General features: G+C 52.7%; 13 protein-coding genes. 8 read left to right on the top strand and 5 right to left on the bottom strand.

All coding sequences use genetic code 11. The annotated features are described in order from the left end of the window. Positions 1–97: 97 nt before the first annotated feature. Complete coding sequence (locus tag ACO064_RS04160; RefSeq protein ID WP_421826145.1) at positions 98–556, bottom strand: NfeD family protein; 459 nt, start codon at positions 554–556, stop codon at positions 98–100. Between the two features lie 4 nt (positions 557–560). After that, a complete protein-coding gene (locus tag ACO064_RS04155) occupies positions 561–1,478 on the bottom strand; it encodes an SPFH domain-containing protein (RefSeq protein ID WP_421826144.1) in 918 nt (305 codons plus the stop codon). 425 nt (positions 1,479–1,903) lie between these two features. On the opposite strand from ACO064_RS04155, the gene ACO064_RS04150 reads away from it, so the two are divergent. Then, positions 1,904–2,101 carry a hypothetical protein gene (locus tag ACO064_RS04150; RefSeq protein WP_421826143.1) on the top strand — a complete coding sequence of 66 codons (198 nt, stop codon included), beginning with the start codon at positions 1,904–1,906 and terminating at the stop codon, positions 2,099–2,101. A 54-nt stretch (positions 2,102–2,155) separates the two neighbouring features. Here the strand turns inward: ACO064_RS04150 and ACO064_RS04145 are convergent, their stop codons facing one another. Next, complete coding sequence (locus ACO064_RS04145; RefSeq protein ID WP_421826142.1) at positions 2,156–3,310, bottom strand: acyl-CoA dehydrogenase family protein; 1,155 nt, start codon at positions 3,308–3,310, stop codon at positions 2,156–2,158. A 316-nt stretch (positions 3,311–3,626) separates the two neighbouring features. On the opposite strand from ACO064_RS04145, the gene ACO064_RS04140 reads away from it, so the two are divergent. Further along, a complete protein-coding gene (locus ACO064_RS04140) occupies positions 3,627–4,958 on the top strand; it encodes a UDP-glucose dehydrogenase family protein (RefSeq protein WP_421826141.1) in 1,332 nt (443 codons plus the stop codon). A gap of 35 nt (positions 4,959–4,993) precedes the next feature. Beyond that, a complete protein-coding gene (locus ACO064_RS04135) occupies positions 4,994–5,974 on the top strand; it encodes a UDP-glucuronic acid decarboxylase family protein (RefSeq protein WP_114404976.1) in 981 nt (326 codons plus the stop codon). 32 nt (positions 5,975–6,006) lie between these two features. On the opposite strand, the gene ACO064_RS04130 is transcribed toward ACO064_RS04135, so the two are convergent. Beyond that, complete coding sequence (locus tag ACO064_RS04130; protein WP_421831086.1) at positions 6,007–6,255, bottom strand: hypothetical protein; 249 nt, start codon at positions 6,253–6,255, stop codon at positions 6,007–6,009. Here ACO064_RS04130 and ACO064_RS04125 point away from each other — a divergent pair. Together ACO064_RS04125 and ACO064_RS04120 are read left to right on the top strand one after the other, a co-directional pair. After that, positions 6,194–9,055, top strand: a complete 2,862-nt coding sequence (locus ACO064_RS04125; protein WP_421826140.1) for a SusC/RagA family TonB-linked outer membrane protein — start codon at positions 6,194–6,196, stop codon at positions 9,053–9,055. The genes ACO064_RS04130 and ACO064_RS04125 overlap by 62 nt on opposite strands. A gap of 99 nt (positions 9,056–9,154) precedes the next feature. After that, positions 9,155–10,654 (top strand): RagB/SusD family nutrient uptake outer membrane protein, encoded by a 1,500-nt coding sequence (locus ACO064_RS04120; protein WP_421826139.1) that lies wholly within the window; start codon positions 9,155–9,157, stop codon positions 10,652–10,654. Between the two features lie 122 nt (positions 10,655–10,776). Here the strand turns inward: ACO064_RS04120 and ACO064_RS04115 are convergent, their stop codons facing one another. Then, positions 10,777–13,581: a glycoside hydrolase family 78 protein gene (locus ACO064_RS04115; protein WP_421826138.1), complete on the bottom strand. Its 2,805-nt coding sequence runs from the start codon at positions 13,579–13,581 to the stop codon at positions 10,777–10,779. A gap of 487 nt (positions 13,582–14,068) precedes the next feature. Here ACO064_RS04115 and ACO064_RS04110 point away from each other — a divergent pair, with 487 nt between their 5' ends. From ACO064_RS04110 to ruvA, 3 genes are all read left to right on the top strand, one after another. Next, positions 14,069–14,965 carry a hypothetical protein gene (locus ACO064_RS04110; protein ID WP_421826137.1) on the top strand — a complete coding sequence of 299 codons (897 nt, stop codon included), beginning with the start codon at positions 14,069–14,071 and terminating at the stop codon, positions 14,963–14,965. Positions 14,966–15,328: 363 nt separating this feature from the next. Beyond that, positions 15,329–16,906: a LysM peptidoglycan-binding domain-containing protein gene (locus ACO064_RS04105; protein WP_421826136.1), complete on the top strand. Its 1,578-nt coding sequence runs from the start codon at positions 15,329–15,331 to the stop codon at positions 16,904–16,906. A gap of 132 nt (positions 16,907–17,038) precedes the next feature. Continuing rightward, positions 17,039–17,632, top strand: coding sequence for a Holliday junction branch migration protein RuvA (ruvA, locus tag ACO064_RS04100; protein ID WP_421826135.1), 594 nt, complete (start codon positions 17,039–17,041; stop codon positions 17,630–17,632). Positions 17,633–17,855 lie beyond the last annotated feature (223 nt).

Below are 17,855 nucleotides of genomic sequence, written 5' to 3'. Positions count from 1 at the left end.
CTTCAAATGTTTTGCAATATCATTATTTAACCAGAAAGTCGATACTTTTTGAGAAAAATTCTCAAAAAGTATCGACTTTCTGGTTTTTTAAACTCTTCTACTGAAAACTCTCCACCGGAACCTGCGCAACAATAACCCGGCTGCCTTCCATTTTTTTGATCACTACAGCCCGCCCCGCCATAATCGACTCGTCGTTGTCCGAAACCGCCGACCATTCCGTGCCGCGGTAGAAAATCCGGCCTTCGCCGGAGGCCGGTATGGTTTCGACGACCGTGGCTTTGTCGCCCACTGATTCGACGTATTCCTGTTTTCGGGTGCGCGATTCAAACCAGCGCCGGAGCGGTTTTCGGCCCGTGACCAGCGTCAAGAGGGTGATGGCGGCAAACGCGAACAACTGGGCGCTGACTTCCGGTGTTACGCCCAGCCAGGTGACCAGGGCTGTAACGAACGCGCCCACGCTGAGGAAGGCGAAGACAAACGAAACACTGAGTAGTTCGGCAATCAAAAACAAGATGCCCAGAACGACCCATAACTGAGGCCAGGTGATGAAGTCCATAGCTTTATGATTTTTTGTCCTGGTGTTTAACCACCGTCATGGCGGTTGAAATGATCGAAGACAGATCCCCAAAGTTGGCGGGCAGAATCAGCGTGTTGTTGGTGCGGGCCAGGTTGCCAAACTGATCGACCAGTTGCTCGGCCACCCGGAGTTGGACGGCATCCATACCGCCCTCGTCGTTGATCGCTGCCGCCACTTTCCGGATGCTTTCGGCGGTGGCATCGGCGATGGACTTGATGGCTTCGGCTTCGCCCGAAGCTTCGTTGATCTGCCGCAGCCGCACCCCTTCCGATTCGAGCACAACCTTCTGTTTTTGCCCCTCGGCGATGTTGATGGCGGATTGCTTTTCGCCTTCCGATTGCAGAATGACTGCCCGTTTTTCGCGTTCGGCCTGCATCTGCTTCTCCATCGCGTTCAAAACGGACTGGGGGGGCGTGATGTTTTTGATTTCGTAGCGCAACACTTTGACACCCCAGCCAATGGCGGCTTCGTCGATGGCCCGAACCACCGCCTGGTTCAAGGTCGTCCGTTCTTCAAACGTCTTGTCCAGCTCGATTTTTCCCATTTCACTCCGCATCGTGGTTTGCGACAACTGAATCACCGCAAACCGGTAATCGGCAATCCCGTACGACGCTTTCTGTGGATCGACAATCTGAATAAAGATGACGCCGTCGACGCGCACCTGCACGTTGTCGCGGGTGATGCAGATTTGTTCAGGAATGTCAAGAGCGGTTTCTTTTAGATTGTGCTTGTAGGCGACGCGGTCGAAAAAAGGAATGATAAACGTGATGCCCGGCTGCAGAACCGCCAGAAATTTTCCCAGCCTTTCCACCACGTAGGCGGTTTGCTGCGGCACGACCTTGACCGTCATGAAAACCACCAGAAGGGCCAGAACGACAAGGGTTAAAAAAACATATCCCATACGAGAGTGAAGGTTAAGTGAATAAAAGAGGATAGATGCAAGACAAGAGATGCAAGACAGGGGTGGCTCTGTTCTCTTGTCTCACGTCTTTTGTCTTGACTAAATCTCGGAAAAATAGACGCATATCTCCAAGCACTGTGATGATAGGCAGAAAAAACCGTAAATGAAAGGTTATGGGGCTGGATGGAGAAATTAGGGGTTGAAAGCACTGTTTTGCGGTTACAACGAAGCTCCCGTGGGTGGTGTAGCGTGAAGCAATGAGCCGGGGCTTTTTGGTAGGCCACAACCAACTTCTGATATCGCGTCAATAGCTGCGCTTTAATTCACTTTTAAAGCAAACTTAATAGGGTTTTAATACAATTGTTCGAACTTTCTATCAGGAAAAAAGTTAGCAGAAGGATTGAAACTTTTAACAAGCTGATATTATGAAGAAGATACTTTGGATAGCCTTGTGTGCGGCTGTATTTGCCGAACCGGCTGCGTATGCGCAAGAAAAACCGGCTACGACCTCAGCCACCAGTACTACGGCAACGAAGGGGAGTAAAATGAAGGGTAAACACGGCAAACACCAGGTTGTTGTCAAAAAAACGACCGTGAAAAAGACCGAAAAGAAGGGTAATTAGCAGTAAATTTAGTTGTGAAAAAGGCAGAAACGGCGGGGAACTTCCCCGCCGTTTCTATTTCAGGATCAATCGCGAAATCACCAGCCGCTGAATCTCGCTGGTTCCTTCGCCGATGGTGCAAAGCTTGGCGTCGCGGTAGTATTTCTCGACCGGGAAATCTTTCGTATAACCGTAACCCCCGAAAATCTGAACGGCTTCGTCGGCGGCTTTCACGGCCACTTCCGACGCGTAGAGTTTGGCCATCGCGGATTCCTTCGTGACCGGTTTTCCGGCATCCTTCAAATCGGCGGCCTGGTAGGTGAGGAGTTTGGCGGCTTCGATGGTGGTGGCCAGATCGGCGAGTTTGAACGCAATGGCCTGAAACCGGGCAATCGCCTGGCCAAACTGCTCCCGTTCCTGGGCATATTTCAGGGCGTGTTCGTAGGCACCCAGCGCGATGCCGAGGCTCAGGGCCGCAATCGAAATCCGCCCGCCGTCCAGAATTTTCAGCGACTGCACAAAACCGTCGCCCACCTCGCCGAGTCGCTGGCGGTCGGAAATGTGGCAATCCTGAAACAGCATTTCCGCCGTTTCGGACGCCCGCATGCCGAGTTTGTCTTCTTTTTTGCCGCCCGAAAAACCGGGTGTACCGCGTTCGACCACAAAAGCCGTGGCATTGTGGGGGGTGTTGGGTTCGCCCGTTCGCGCGATGACCACGGCCACATTCCCGCTTTTCCCGTGGGTGATAAAATTTTTGGAGCCATTCAGCACCCAGTCGTCCCCGTCCCGAACAGCCACAGTTCGCATGTTCCCGGCATCGGAACCGGTGTTGGGTTCTGTCAGCCCCCAGGCGCCAATCCATTCGCCGGAGGCCAGTTTGGGTAAATACAACTGCTTTTGCGCCGGACTGCCAAAGAGCAGAATGTGATTCGTACAGAGGGAATTGTGGGCTGCCATCGACAGTCCGATGGCCCCGTCTACTTTGGCTAGTTCAACGATCGCACCGACGTATTCCCGGTAGCCGAGTCCCGCACCGCCGTATTCTTCCGGGACCAGAAGGCCCAAAAGCCCCAATTCGCCCAACTGACGCATCGTTTCGACCGGAAAATGCTGCGACTCATCCCATTCCCGAACAAACGGCAGGATGTGGCGGGTGGCAAAATCGCGGACGGTTTGGGCAATCAGTTGCGAACTATCGTCTACTTGGTTTTCTACAATTTCTGAAGTCATGAACGCGCTATGCTGTGTGGCACTTTTACGATGATTTTAATAATAATTTACAAAAATTTATCGACAGACCCAAGCAGGCTGGCAAATCCGTCCGCAGTGGATTTAGCAATTTACCGTGCGGTCTGAACAGAGGGTTAACTGACATTAAGCCAGTGTAATACCCGAAGATTATCGACCTCTGAATCACAAATTCCGGCAGGAACAGTCGGAATTGAGTAAAAAAATCTATTTTTGTGTCCTGCATTCAAAGTATACAAAAAGTACAAATCAGTTGACTTCTATCAACCTATCTTAACATAAATACAGTCACTTCTCTATGAAATTAGCCGTTATTGGAACCGGGTATGTCGGGCTCGTTACGGGGACCTGTTTTGCCGAAACCGGAAATCAGGTCGTCTGCGTCGACATCGACGAGCGTAAAGTTGAAAAACTGAACAACGGAATCATTCCGATTTACGAACCAGGTCTGGATGTTTTATTCAACCGGAATACCGCCGAAGGTCGTCTGAAATTTACGACTAACCTGGCCGAAGGGATTGAAGGAGCGGAAGTTATTTTCCTGGCATTGCCCACACCGCCGGGCGAAGATGGCTCCGCCGATTTGAAATATATTCTGAAAGTATCGGATGATTTGGGCCCGTTGCTGAAGCAATACGCGGTTATTGTTGACAAAAGTACCGTGCCGGTGGGAACCGCCGAAAAGGTGTGGCTTCACATTTCGCGGGGTGCGAAAATCGACTTCGACGTGGTATCGAACCCCGAATTTCTGCGGGAAGGCGTTGCCGTCGATGATTTCATGAAACCGGATCGCGTCGTGATCGGGACCCGGTCAGACAAAGCCAAAGCCGTTCTGAACAAGCTGTATGCCCCGCTCGTTCGGCAGGGGAATCCGGTGATTTTCATGGATGAGCGTTCGGCCGAAATGACCAAATATGCCGCCAATGCGTTCCTGGCCGTTAAAATTTCGTTCATGAACGAAATCGCCAACCTGTGTGAGAAAGCCGGTGCGAACGTCGACGACATTCGCCGGGGCATCGGAACCGACAGCCGGATCGGCAAGCGGTTTTTGTTCGCCGGGATTGGCTACGGTGGAAGCTGCTTTCCGAAAGACGTGCAGGCGCTGGCCAAAACCGCGCAGGAATACGACTACGATTTCAAAATTCTGAAGTCGGTGATGGACGTGAACACCAGGCAGAAAAGCAAACTGCTGCCGATCATCAAAAACCACTTCGACGGCGATCTGAAAGGGAAAACCATTGCCGTCTGGGGCCTGGCGTTCAAACCGTATACTGACGACATTCGGGAAGCCCCGGCCCTGGAAAACATCCGGGCGTTGCTGAACGAAGGCGCCAAAGTAACGGTTTACGACCCCGAAGCAATGGACAATGTGCGGAATGTTCTGGGTAATCAGATCAACTACGCCCATACGTCGTATGCTGCCCTGGACGATGCCGATGCCCTGGTGATCATGACCGAATGGCCGCTGTTCCGCACGCCGGACTTCGGAAAAATGAACCTGCTGCTGAAAAATAAGCTGATTTTCGACGGTCGGAATGTCTACGAACTTGACCAGATGAAGGAAGTCGGCTACACCTATTACAGCATCGGGCGCGAAACCGTAACGCCGGAAGTCACGCAAAATGCGTAAACGGATCAACTAAAAAAATCTGAAACTCTCACTTTATGAAACGCGTACTCATTACAGGCGGGGCTGGTTTCCTGGGGTCGCACCTCTGCGATCGGTTTATCAAAGAGGGCTACCACGTCATTGCGATGGATAACCTCATTACGGGCGACATTCGCAATATCGAACACCTGTTCCACCTGCCCAACTTCGAGTTCTATCACCACGACGTATCGAAATTCATCCACGTTTCGGGCGATCTGGACTATATTCTCCATTTCGCGTCGCCTGCCAGCCCGATCGATTATCTGAAAATCCCGATCCAGACGCTGAAAGTCGGGTCGCTGGGCATTCACAACTGCCTCGGACTGGCGCGGGTTAAAAACGCCAGGGTGCTGATCGCTTCCACCTCGGAAGTATACGGCGATCCGGCGGTTCACCCGCAGAACGAGGATTACTGGGGCAATGTAAACCCCGTTGGCCCGCGTGGGGTATACGACGAAGCCAAGCGGTTTCAGGAAGCGATCACGATGGCGTATCATACCTACCACGGTCTGGAAACGCGGATTGTGCGGATTTTCAATACCTACGGTCCCCGGATGCGACTCAACGACGGCCGGGTATTGCCTGCTTTCATCGGCCAGGCGCTGCGCGGTGAAGACCTCACGGTTTTCGGCGACGGCAGCCAGACCCGTTCGTTCTGTTACGTCGATGACCTGGTTGAAGGCATCTACCGGTTGTTGCTGAGCGATTACGCCTACCCGGTCAACATCGGTAACCCCGGCGAGATCACCATCCGGGAATTTGGCGAAGAAATCATCAAGCTGACGGGAACCAAGCAGAAGCTGATCGTGAAGCCGTTGCCTACCGACGACCCCAAACAACGCCGTCCGGACATTACGCGGGCGCAGCAGATTCTGGGCTGGGAACCCAAAGTTTCGCGGGAAGAGGGCCTACGGATTACGTATGATTATTTCCGCAGCTTGCCGGAAGAAGAATTGTACAAGGCCGCCTACCACCGGGAGTTTGCAAAAAAATAAACAGACAATTGTTTTTGCCCTAACAACGAGCTTTAGTCCGTAACAGTCAGTCCGTTTCGGATAGCCATTTCTCTGGAAATGGCAAAAAGTTGGCCGGTAGAAGAAGCCTGCGTAGCTGTAAAGACTACGCAGGCTTTTTTATTTTTCGGATTGGTATTATTCTTGATACGGAAGAGGTAGTTAACTTTTGGCATTACTTCCTCTAACCCGTCCAGGTATATGATACACCCACCGACTATCCGGTGTTTCTCAACAATATGGATAAAGATCAATTCACTCATTTTCAATAGTTTTGTCCTCACTTTAACACTTCAGTTACCCCCCCGTGCCACTGCAGCCTTCCCATCCGATGATTCGCTTTCAGCCCGAAATGGGCGGCTGACGGCCTTTCGGCACACCAGTTCGACGGATACGGTTTCGGCTAAAAACCTCCGCCGGATCGTGACCGCAAATTCCCTGCAAGCTTTGCAGGGGCAGGTGTCCGGCCTGCTGGTTCGGGCCAGTTCCGGCGAACCGGGGGGGGCGGCAACCCTGCAAATGCACGGGCCGGGGCGGTTTGGCGATACCACGCCCCTGGTGGTGGTGGATGGGATGATTATCGGACAAGCGGATAACCTGAACTGGCTGGCACCAAACGCCATCGAAACCGTCGAAGTGCTGAAAGATGCCACCTCGATGGGGCAATATGGTATGAGGGGTTCCAACGGCGTTATTCTGATCACCACCAAAAAAGGTGAAACCGGCCAGCCCCGCGTTATGGTCGATTTGTATACCGGCGTTCAGCGAACGACCCGGCAACCCCAGCTTCTCAACACCCGCCAGTATATCAGTTACATCAACGACAGCCGCTCGAACGGCGGCTTGATTCCGGCCTTTAAACTGACCAATCAGGTGTCGCTCGATACCCTGCTGGGCACCAGTACCGACTGGCTTGGCGCGTTGTTTCGGCCCGCTCCGGTTCGGAGTGCGTATGTGTCGGTAGCGGGGGGTAAGGAGTCGGCGCGGTATCTGATCGCTGCGGATTATTTCAAGCAGGACGGCGTTATTCTGGGCTCCGATTTCGAGCGGTTATCGATGCGGCTCAACACCGATTTCGATTTGACCGACAATCTGAAAGTGGGGCAGAACCTGACCCTCAGCCAGTCGGTTCGGCACGCCAACGACGGAACCGGGGGCCGGACCCCCATTGAACAGGCGCTGAAAAGTGCGCCCTATCTGTCGATTACCAACCCGCGACGGGTGGGCGGCTACGAAGGCACCACCTACCTGGACGCCGGGAACGATGCTCTGAATCCCATCGGTTTGTCGGTTTTGACCAACGACCGGCACACCTCCCTGAATCTGATCGGTGATTTGTTCGGCGAATGGACGTTGTTCGACGGCCTGACCTACCGCGCAACCCTTGGCTTCGATCTGCGCAATTTCGACCGCGCCTATTCCATGCCCGCGTTCAACATGGGCGAATACAACATCAACCTGACGGCTTCGCTGGCCCGGGCCAAACAGACCAATTACAACACTTTACTGCATCACCAACTGAGTTACAGTCACACGCTGGATGCCCATTCGCTGACGGTTTTGCTGGCGGGAAGTCGCCAGACCTACCGAAACGACGACATTCTGGCCTATGCGGATGATTTGCCGGGGAACGACATTCGATCGCTGACGGCGGGTCAGTCGTCGCGCAACCGGACTGTGGGCGGCACCTACGCGTTCTACCGGGTGGTGAGTCTGATGGGTCAATTGTCGTATGATTATCAGAAAAAATACTGGCTGACGGCGATTGTCCGGCGCGATGGTTCGTCGCGTTTTGGGCCGGGTCATCGCTTTGGCGCGTTTTCGTCGGTGGGCGCGGCCTGGTATCTGAACAAAGAGCGGTTTCTGGAATCGATGCCGTACCTGAATACCGTCAAACTCCGGGTCGGGTGGGGGAAAAGCGGCAACGACAACGTCGGAGATTTTCAATATGCATCGCTGATTGCGCAAAACTACAATTATCCGTTCGGTCCCACCAACTCATTTCTGGGCGTCGGGGCGTTTCCGAGCACCTTGCCCAACACCGGTATTCGCTGGGAAACGACCACGACCAGCAACGTTGGGCTGGATGTTAGTGCGCTGGAAAACAGTGTGAAACTGCGGGTCGATTATTTCCGGAAACAGACCACGAATTTGCTGGTGGAGGTGCCGTTGCCAGCGTCGGTGGGGGCTGCGGCACCGCTCACCAACGCCGGGGTGGTCGATAATTCCGGAATCGATCTGAGTCTGACGGGCGAACGCAGCAACGACTGGATCAGTTTCAGCCTGACCGGTTTTGCCAGTTGGCAGAAAAACAAGGTGGTTTCGCTGGGCGACCGGCCCGATCCGGTTTTGGGGGGATTGGTGCATGAAGAAACGGTAACGGCCACAGCCGTAGGGCAGCCGGTGGGCAGTTACTACGGTTTTCAGCGGGTGGGCATTTTTCAGACCCGCGACGAAATCATCAAGAACCCCAGCCTGACCGGCACCGAACCCGGTGACATTCGCTACGCGGATCTGAACAGCGACGGCAAAATTACGGACGCGGACAAAACCTTCCTCGGCAGTCCGATTCCGACGGTTTATTACGGTTTTTCAGCCTCGGTGAGCGGGGCCGGTTTTGACCTGTCGGTCTTGCTGCAAGGAGCGTCGGGCCACCAGCTTTACAATGCCACGGCCTACTGGCTGAACGGGTATCTGGGCCGGTACAACGCCGGAACGGAGGTCCTTAGCCGCTGGACGCGCGAAAAACCGTCGACCACGCAGCCCCGCGCGGATGCGTCCGGCACCCGGAATTTTCGTCCGTCCGACCGCTTTGTGGAAGATGGCAGTTATTTTCGGTTAAAATCCCTGCAACTGGGCTACACCTTGCCCGAAACGCTGACCTCGACCTTTGGCGCCAGTCGGTTGCGGGTCTATGTGGGAGCGCAGAATCTGTTTACAAAAACGAAGTATTCCGGTTTCGATCCCGAATTTGCCAGCAACCAGGCGCTGGGTGAAGGCATCGATGTCGCTCAGCAACCGCAGTCACGAATGTTCCTGGGGGGATTACAGCTTAATTTTTAATGGTTTACGGTTTTCAGTTTACGGTGGGCTGACGCATTCAGCCTGTACGCGCGTCAGCCCACCGTAAACTGAAAACTGAAAACCGAAAACCGAGTTCATATGAAAAAGATAAGCACGCTTTTGCTGGTGGCCGGGTTGGTGGCTGGTTGCAGCGACAAGGCACTGGACGTTCAGAATGTGAATGTGCTGACGACGGATAACTATTACAAAACGGAGGAAGATGCGCTCAAGGCCGTCAATGCGGCTTATGCAACCCTGGCGTCGCCGGATCTGTATTCGCAGATCATGCATTTGACGCAGGAACTGATGTCGGATGAAACCGAGGCCACGGTGTCGACCAGTCCGAGTCTGGTGTTGATGCGCGAAGCCGAAGCCGATGCCAGCACGGAAGTATACAATTTTCTTTGGACGGGCTGTTACCAGGGCATTTACCGGGCCAATCTGGCGATCACCCGCATTCCGGGCGTTCCGATGAACGAAGCGAAAAAGAGCCGTTTGCTGGGCGAAGCGTATTTTCTGCGGGCGATGTATTACTTCACGCTGGTGACGAATTTCGGCGATGTGCCGTTGATTCTGAAGGTGGTCGATGTGAGCAAACCCGAAGAGAAGCAACCGACCCGGATTGCGGTTCCGCAGGTGTATGAGGCCATTTTGAAAGATTTTGAGGAGGCTGAAAAACGGTTGCCGGTTTTGTATGAAGGCGACGAAATTGGCCGGGCCACGCGCGGAGCTGCCAAAGGATTCCGGGCCAAAGCCTTGCTGTATCGGGCCAACCTGACCAACAGCCAGACCGATTACGTGGCCGCAGCCAAACTGTTTAAGGAGATTATCGACTCGAATGTCTACGATCTGGTGCCGAATTACCGCGACAATCACACGAATGTGAACGAGAACAACAAGGAGTCCCTTTTTGAGGTCCAGTTTTCGGCGACGGTCAATCCCGGTGCGTTCTGTGATGAATGCGGAACGGGCGGTTTGCGGCCCCTCGAAATGGGCGTTCGGGGCCGGGCCTACAACAACGTGATTCCGTCGGAGTGGTACGTCAAGCAGTTTGAAGTGGGCGATACGCGCTTGCTGGCGTCGGTTTTTGGGCCACAGGGGAGCAAATTCGACGGACTGGATTATTATAAAGTGCTGGAATATACCTCCTGGTTCGACGTTTTACCGGCCGATTTTGCCGTTCGAAAATACCAGAAAGATGGTGGGAACGAGTTCGACTGGACAACGGGGTCGGACGTCAACATCCGGCTTCTTCGCTTTGCGGATGTTTTGCTGCTATTTGCCGAAGCCACCAATTCGGCCTCTGGGCCAACCGCCGAAGCCTATGCCGCCGTCAACCGCGTTCGGAAACGGGCGGGACTGAAGGAACTCGACCCCGGTTTGTCGAAAACCGCTTTCATGGAGTGGATTGCCCACGAACGGGTGGTGGAGCTGGGGCTGGAAGGTCACCGCTGGCGGGATCTGGTTCGCTGGAAAAAAGCGTATCTGGAACTGACCTCCAAAGGCCGTCCTTTCGATGAAAAGAAGCACTACCTGTTTCCCATTCCCGCCAAAGAACGCCAGCTCAATCCGAATCTGACGCAGAATCCGGGGTGGTAAATGAACGTAAGACTATCGCTTTTTGCCCCTAAATCCCCTAAAGGGGACTTTTTGCATCCGGGGGGGTATCGTCCAAGTCCCCTTTAGGGGATTTAGGGGCAAAAAGCGATAGTCATAGTTATTTAAAGATTATTGATTTTAAACACATAACTGCCCGAGCCAATAGCCACGACGGTATGGTTGGTTTCCGTTCGCAGCACCTTGATCTCTTTCTGTTGATCAAGGGACTTGTCGCCTTCCAGAATCGGACTTCCGTTGGCATTGGGTAAATACACCGTGGCGGTGGTATTGGCCGGAATGCTCACCATCAGTTCCAGTTGGGTGCCGTTTTTTTTCCATTCACTCTTGATCGGGCCGTAGGGCGAAAGATACCGGACGCGGGTGTGGGTGATGTCTCCTACAACCTCGGGTTTGATGACGATGGCTTTGAAACCCGGCACACTTTCATCCTGCTGAATCCCGCCCAGACCGCCGTAAAGCCATTCCATGAGGTGCCCGAGCATGAAGTGGTTGTTGGACACAAACCGCAGGGCAGGCCAGGATTCCGTCAGGGCGGTGGCGCCGTGGGCCAGTTGGTAACCGTAGCCCGGCACATCGGCGCGGTTGTTCATGGCATAAATAGCGTCCGAAGCGCCGACCTGACCCAGCGCCAGCAGCAAATACCGAAACCCGATGTCGCCCGCCGTCAGGCTGTAGTGGTTGTCTTTGAGGTTCTTCAATAAACTGGCTGTCACGGCGGCCTGGTTGTCGGGCGTCACCAGCTTCATGTAAATCGGCATGGCGTTGGAAGTCTGGCTCCCCGATCCATACTGCCCTTTCTGGGCGTCGTAATACGTTTCATTGAACGCCTTTTTGACGGCCCCAGCCAATTGCTGAAACTGATCGGCGTCGGCGGTTTTGCCCAGTAAACGGGCAGTTTTTTCCAGAATGGTCAGGTCGTAAAAGTAGGTGGCTGTGGCCGTAATGCCTTTGGGCGTCAACTGTGATTCGCCCGGTGGTTTGGGCCCCAGGTCGCACCAGTCGCCCAAACCGTGGGTCAGAATGTGGTTATTGGCTTTGGTGCCCAGATAGGCCACATACTTTTTCATCATGTCGTAACTTTCCACCAGAATGCTTTTATCGCCGTACCACTGGTAGGTATACCACGGCAGAATCACCCCGGCACTGCCCCATTCCGGGGAGTCGCGAAAACCGCTGGCGAAGGCGGTATACTCGGGGGCAATATCGGGAATGAGGCCGTTGGTCAACTGCGCCGTTTGCATATCCCGAATGATTTTTGGCAGCAGCGTCGCCAGATCGTAGGTATAGCGGGCCGAACCACTCATGAGGTGCGTCTCTTCCAGCCAGCCCAGTTTCTCGCGGTGCGGGCAGTCGGTCAGTGTGCTCACCATGTTGCTTTTGATGGCCCAGTCGATGAGTCGGTCGATGCGGTTGAACAGCTCATTCGAACATGAAAACGTTCCGACGGTTTCGGCCGAACCCCGGATATGCAGTCCTTTGACGGCTTTCAAAACCGGAATATTGGCGGAGGGCATCGCGATCGTGCTCAGCAGGCCCTGGGCGGGAACGGCACCTTCGATTTGCAGATATCGGAAACCGTAGTAGGTGAAGCGCGGATGCCAGGTTTCGGTGCCGGTTCCTTTGAGCGTATACCGGTAAAAATGCGGCTGGCCGCTCGATTGCTGCGTCACCAGACTGTCGTCGTCCAACAACTCGCCGGGGGTTATCTTGACGACGGAACCGGTTTTTCCCGACACCGAAATCTGTGGAATGCCAGACATGTTCTGTCCCAGGTCGATTACGTAAATACCCGCTTTAGGCTGCGTGATCCGGACCGGTTTGAAGGTTTCCATGATTTTGACCGGCGGAGCGGTTTGCGACCGCAGTAGGGGTGATCCCTGCACCACGAGCGGGGTTTGCCAGCCCGTGTCATCAAAACCGGCTTCCATCCAGCCCGAAATCTCCTTGGTGGCATCCCAGTCTTCACCGCCGTAAATGCTCGAATAGGTGATCGGACTTTGGGTTACTTTCCAGGATTGATCGGTAACTATTTCCTGGTGTGTCCCGTCTTCGTACGCCAGTTGCAGTTTACAGATCAGTTTTGGATAGCCAAAAGAGCCTACAATTTTCCGGTAGCGTTCAACGGGGATGTTATAAAAACCGTTGCCGAGGAGCACACTCAACACGTTTGCGCCTTTTCGGAGCGCGGTCGTTATGTCGTAAGTCGCGTATAAAGCGTAGTGATCATAATTAGTCCAGCCGGGATCAATGAAATGGTCTTTTACGCGTTGTCCGTTGAGGCTCAGTTCATAATGACCCAGGCCGGAAATAAAAACCGTGGCCCGCTTCAGCGGTTTTTCAAACCGAAACTCCCTCCGGAACTGGGGTAGCGCATTCTGAGCCGATTTCCGGTCTCCCAGCGGTTTGGCCGCATTGGGGTCGTGGACGAACGGAACGATCCGTTCCGACGCCGGCAGTTCTTCCAGCGCAATCCACTGCGCCTTGCCCCAGTCGGCCCGGGTTAGCAAGCCCATTTGCCAGGTGGCGGGTGCGCTCCAGCCCGACGGCTGGCCGTCTTTATCCCAAATCTGCACTTTCCAGTAGTACGACCGGCTCGCCAGGAGCGGTTTTCCTTCGTACGGCACCTGAATCGACTGGTCGGAAATGCGTTTGCCCGAATCCCAGAGGTTGCCCTGACTGGCCGCCAGTGTCTGCGGATTGTCGGACACCAGAATCCGGTAAGCGGTTTGCTTTTGACCCCGAACATCCGACACCAACTGCCAGCTTAACCGGGGCTGACGGCTTTCGACACCGAGCGGATGATCCCGGGAATCGCACCGAAGCCGGGTGAGCGGAACCGGTTCGGCGGTCCAGGTCTTGAAACCAAGCAGGCAAAAAAAGAGGAGCGGGTAAAGGGGCAGTTTCATGTCGCGGTCGGGGGCTTTCGCAGGCTGGAAAAGTCAGGCGACAATCGCCCGTTCATTGTCCTCAAAAGCGCTGTAGTTCAGGAAGTCTACCCGCTGGTTTAACAATTTAACCCACAACTTTCGAAATGCGGGTCAGGACAGGTCGGCTGTCGTTCCGGTAAAAGTAAAAAAACGAGTTTCCACTTCAATTGCTGCTTGTAATAGATTGACCGGGTGGAGCATCTCTTCTAATATCAATGCAGAAAATGCCACAAACATCATTCTAAATCCCGTTTAAACCACCAGGAAAAAAAATTAAAAGAAAAGGAAAAACGGCCGTGAAGCAGATATTATCGTTCTTCGAAAATTCAATAAAGAAAGTTTTAATCTGATGCGATTACCGGTTAATAAATACCGTATAAGTATATACGTTAATAATATAATTTTTCCAGATATAGTGATATATTTACTTATATAGTTACAACGAAACAAACGTCCTCTTATGAAAATGATCCATGTACTTCGGGGGTTGCTCTACGGAATGGTCGTCTTTCAGTTTACAGGCTGTGGCGATCATCTTTTTCCAAACGTTTCACCGGGTTCCGTTCCGGACCGCTTGCGGATTAAAACCGTAACGCAGGAGCTGGCGGATGTCGTCGGCCGGTCTGGTTTGGTACAATACATCAGCACCTTCGGCTACGATTTGCAGGGCCGTCTGAACACCATTACGACCACTCAAAATCCCAGTGACCCGAATGCTCCGGTCGAAACCGGTGCTTTTACCTACAATGCCCAGAACCAGGTTACCCAATTCCAGCGCGAAATCACTCCGGCGGGCGAATCGAAAATAACCGAGACGTATTCGTATACATATGTCAACAGCCAGATGACCCGGCTTTACTATACCAACGATAAAGATGGACGGGGCGATAACGTCTGGGATTTAACGTTTCAGTACAATCCCGACAATACGGTGAAACATAGCCATAAATCCTTCGCAACCGGTGGGGTTTCCTATACGGAGGACAGTGACTATACGTTCACTGGCAACAACCTGACATTGGTTGCTACAGCTACAAGCATTTTTAGAATCCCTTCTCCATTGAATAACAGCTATACAACTAATTTTACGCACGATTCCAAAACAAACCCGTTCTATAACGTCGCCGTCATTCCGGCCCCCTATGCCACGGCGGGGGTGTCGACGCCTTTTAACGGAATTCTGGATTTTTATACTTATTACGGCGGGGTTGACAATGTTCTCCATCTAAGCCGGAACAATGTGCTGTCGGCCGGATCCACCACGTATGCGTATACCTACGTCGGAGATTTGCCGGCGACCCGCATTACAACCGAGCCCTTTAAACCACAGGAAACCCTAACCTACGTGTATGAAAGTTACTGAGTCTCCTACGGCGCATGAGACCCTCTTTCCTTAACGGTTTGGTTTGGAAGGAGCCTGGTACCGACCTCTTTCGAAACAAAACCGTGACGCATCCGGAATGAAATCGTCTCAAAACAAAAACGGTGACAAAGTATATGGAACCTTACTTTGTCACCGTTTTTAAAGATACATTGACTACGTCACATCTCTGATTTAATCGACTTAGTTCCAAAACCTTGAACCAACTCTGCCGGACAGCTTAAGAGATTTATCGACCTAATTTGCCGAAAAGTTTGACGAAAACTATTTTTTGTCCTATTTTTATCGACCAGACCGTTCTTGCCTTGATAATTACTTAACCAACATGTAACCCAAAACCTGCTCATGTCGAACCTGAAGAAGACCCTTCACGGCCTCCGATTGGCTTGTACTGTATTGCTTTTACTGAGCGTTTCTTCCCGCAGTTGGGGCGCTTTTTTTCAGGCCGACACCAATGGTGTCAGAGCCGACACGACACAGGAAACCATCCAGGTGCTCGATGTGCCGGAGGTCTTGTCCATCCCGGAACCCGTTCTGCGTGACCGACTGGCCAAACTGGAACAGACCATTCCCCTGAACTACAATAAAACCGTCCACGGTTTTATCGATTACTTCACCTTCCGGCGACCGAGTTACACCAAAAAGGTGATGGAGCGGATGCCGATGTTCTTCCCTTTGTATGAACGCTTGCTGGCCCAGCACGACATTCCCGATGAACTGAAATACCTCTCGATTGTTGAATCGTCGCTCGATCCCAAAGCGGTTTCGCGCGTCGGCGCAGGCGGTTTGTGGCAGTTTATGCCGTATACGGGCGCGGATTTCAAACTCTACCAGGACGAGTACATCGATGAGCGCATGGACCCGGTCAAGTCGACCGATGCCGCCTGTCGCTATCTGAAAGATTTGTACCGGGTATTTGGCGACTGGCACCTTGCGCTGGCGGCCTACAACAGCGGGCCGGGGACGGTGAAACGTGCCATGCGCCGGTCCGGGGGCGATTCGTTCTGGACCATTTATAATTTCCTGCCGAAAGAAACCCGTGCGTATGTCCCGCAATTCATTGCGTTGACCTACATGATGAACTTCGCCAACGACCACGGGATTTATGCCGAACAGCCCGAATATCCCATTCCCTGTGATACGATTCACGTCAACGGCTACCTGTCGATCGAGCGGTTTTGCCAATACAGCGGGGTGCCACTGGCCGAAATTCAGAAAATGAATCCGTCGATCATGACGGGTGTGCTGTCTGATCAAACCCGCAGTTTCGTGCTTCGGGTGCCGAAAGCCCATTTCGATTATTTTGCGTCCAATCGGCGGGCTATTCTGGATTCAGCCGGTCGAAATCCGACGATTTCGACCAACATGTTGCTGGCATCGACAGAAAGCGTCGACTACCGTTCCGACTCCGCGGGAAAACGGGATCATTTCCCTTTTACCGATGCCAATGAAGAGCAGGCCCGGGAATCGCAGCCAGTGATAGCCGCCAACGCCATTGCCTCCGATGAGGATGACGTGGAGGAAGTGGTTCGTCGAAAGCCGAAAAAAACCGTGTACGTCGTGAAACGGGGCGAGGTGCTGTCGCGCATTGCAGAGAAGTATGACGTGGACGTGTATGACCTCAAAAAGTGGAATCACCTGCGTTCGACCCGTATCCAGAAAGGACAGAAACTGGTTATTTTCCGGGAACAGGCACTGCCGGAAACATCGTCCCGGGTGGCAAAAGTGACCAAAAGCCTGGAAAAACCGACGGTGGCAAAACGGACCAAAACCTACAAACCGAAGTACCACCGGGTTCAGGATGGCGACACGCTCTGGAATATTTCGAAGCGGTATAGCGACCTGAGCGTCGATGAACTGAAAAAACTGAATAAAATCAAGGGAAATTCACTCAAACCCGGTCAGCGTCTGATTGTAGGTTAGAAAAGAATGAAGAGTGAAGAATTGAAAATAATGTATTGGTTAATATAGGTTTAACTCTTCATTCTTAACTCTTCACTCTTTCGTATATTTGTCTTTTTATAACCGGATTACACCCGGTTGAAAAAGCACTTTATGATTGCTTATATTAGCGGAAAAGTTACCCACAAAGACCCGACCCTTGTGATTCTGGAAGCCAACGGAGTCGGCTACGAAATCCATGTTTCCCTGTACACGTCTACCGTTTTGCCAAAGCTGGGCGAACCCTCGAAACTGTATACGTATCAGCACATTCGTGAAGACGCCCAGACGCTGTACGGTTTTGGAGATCTCGATGAAAAAAATCTTTTTCTGGATTTGATCGGCGTATCGGGCATCGGCCCCAATACCGCGCTCACCATGCTCTCGACCCTGACACCGGTTGAACTCCGTCAGGCCATTCTGATGGAAAACGTCGGGGCGGTTCAGAAGATCAAAGGCATTGGCAGTAAAACCGCTCAACGGGTTATTCTGGAATTGCGTGACAAGATGAAAAAAGCGGGGATTATGGCCCAGGCCGGTACACCAAACTACCGGATGACCGTCAACCCCGTTCGGGATGAAGCCCTGGCGGCACTCGTTACGCTGGGTATTCCGAAGGCTGCGGCCGAAAAAAGCCTCGATACAATCCTGAAACGTGAAGGCGACGAACTCAACGTTGAACAGCTTATACGTCTGGCTCTGAAATAGTTATGAGTTAAGAGTTAGGAGTTATGAGTGAAGACGGGGCCGCCCGGCGGTTAAAAAGACGCGTTGGCGAATTCTTCACTCATAACTCTTCACTCTTCACTAAAATATTGGCAAGGTTTTCGCCGTTTGGTGATAGAGATGTATCTGAATAAACTAACTACCTATTCCACCGAATCAAATTATACGTGCCTCTCTTGGAATGTGTTGAGTCCCACCGATTGAC

The organism is Larkinella sp. (genome assembly GCF_965227735.1).
In the GTDB taxonomy this organism is placed as follows: Bacteria; Bacteroidota; Bacteroidia; order Cytophagales; family Spirosomataceae; genus Larkinella.
The sequence above is the reverse complement of the archived record's forward strand: the minus strand, read 5'-3'. Positions and strand labels throughout refer to the sequence as shown.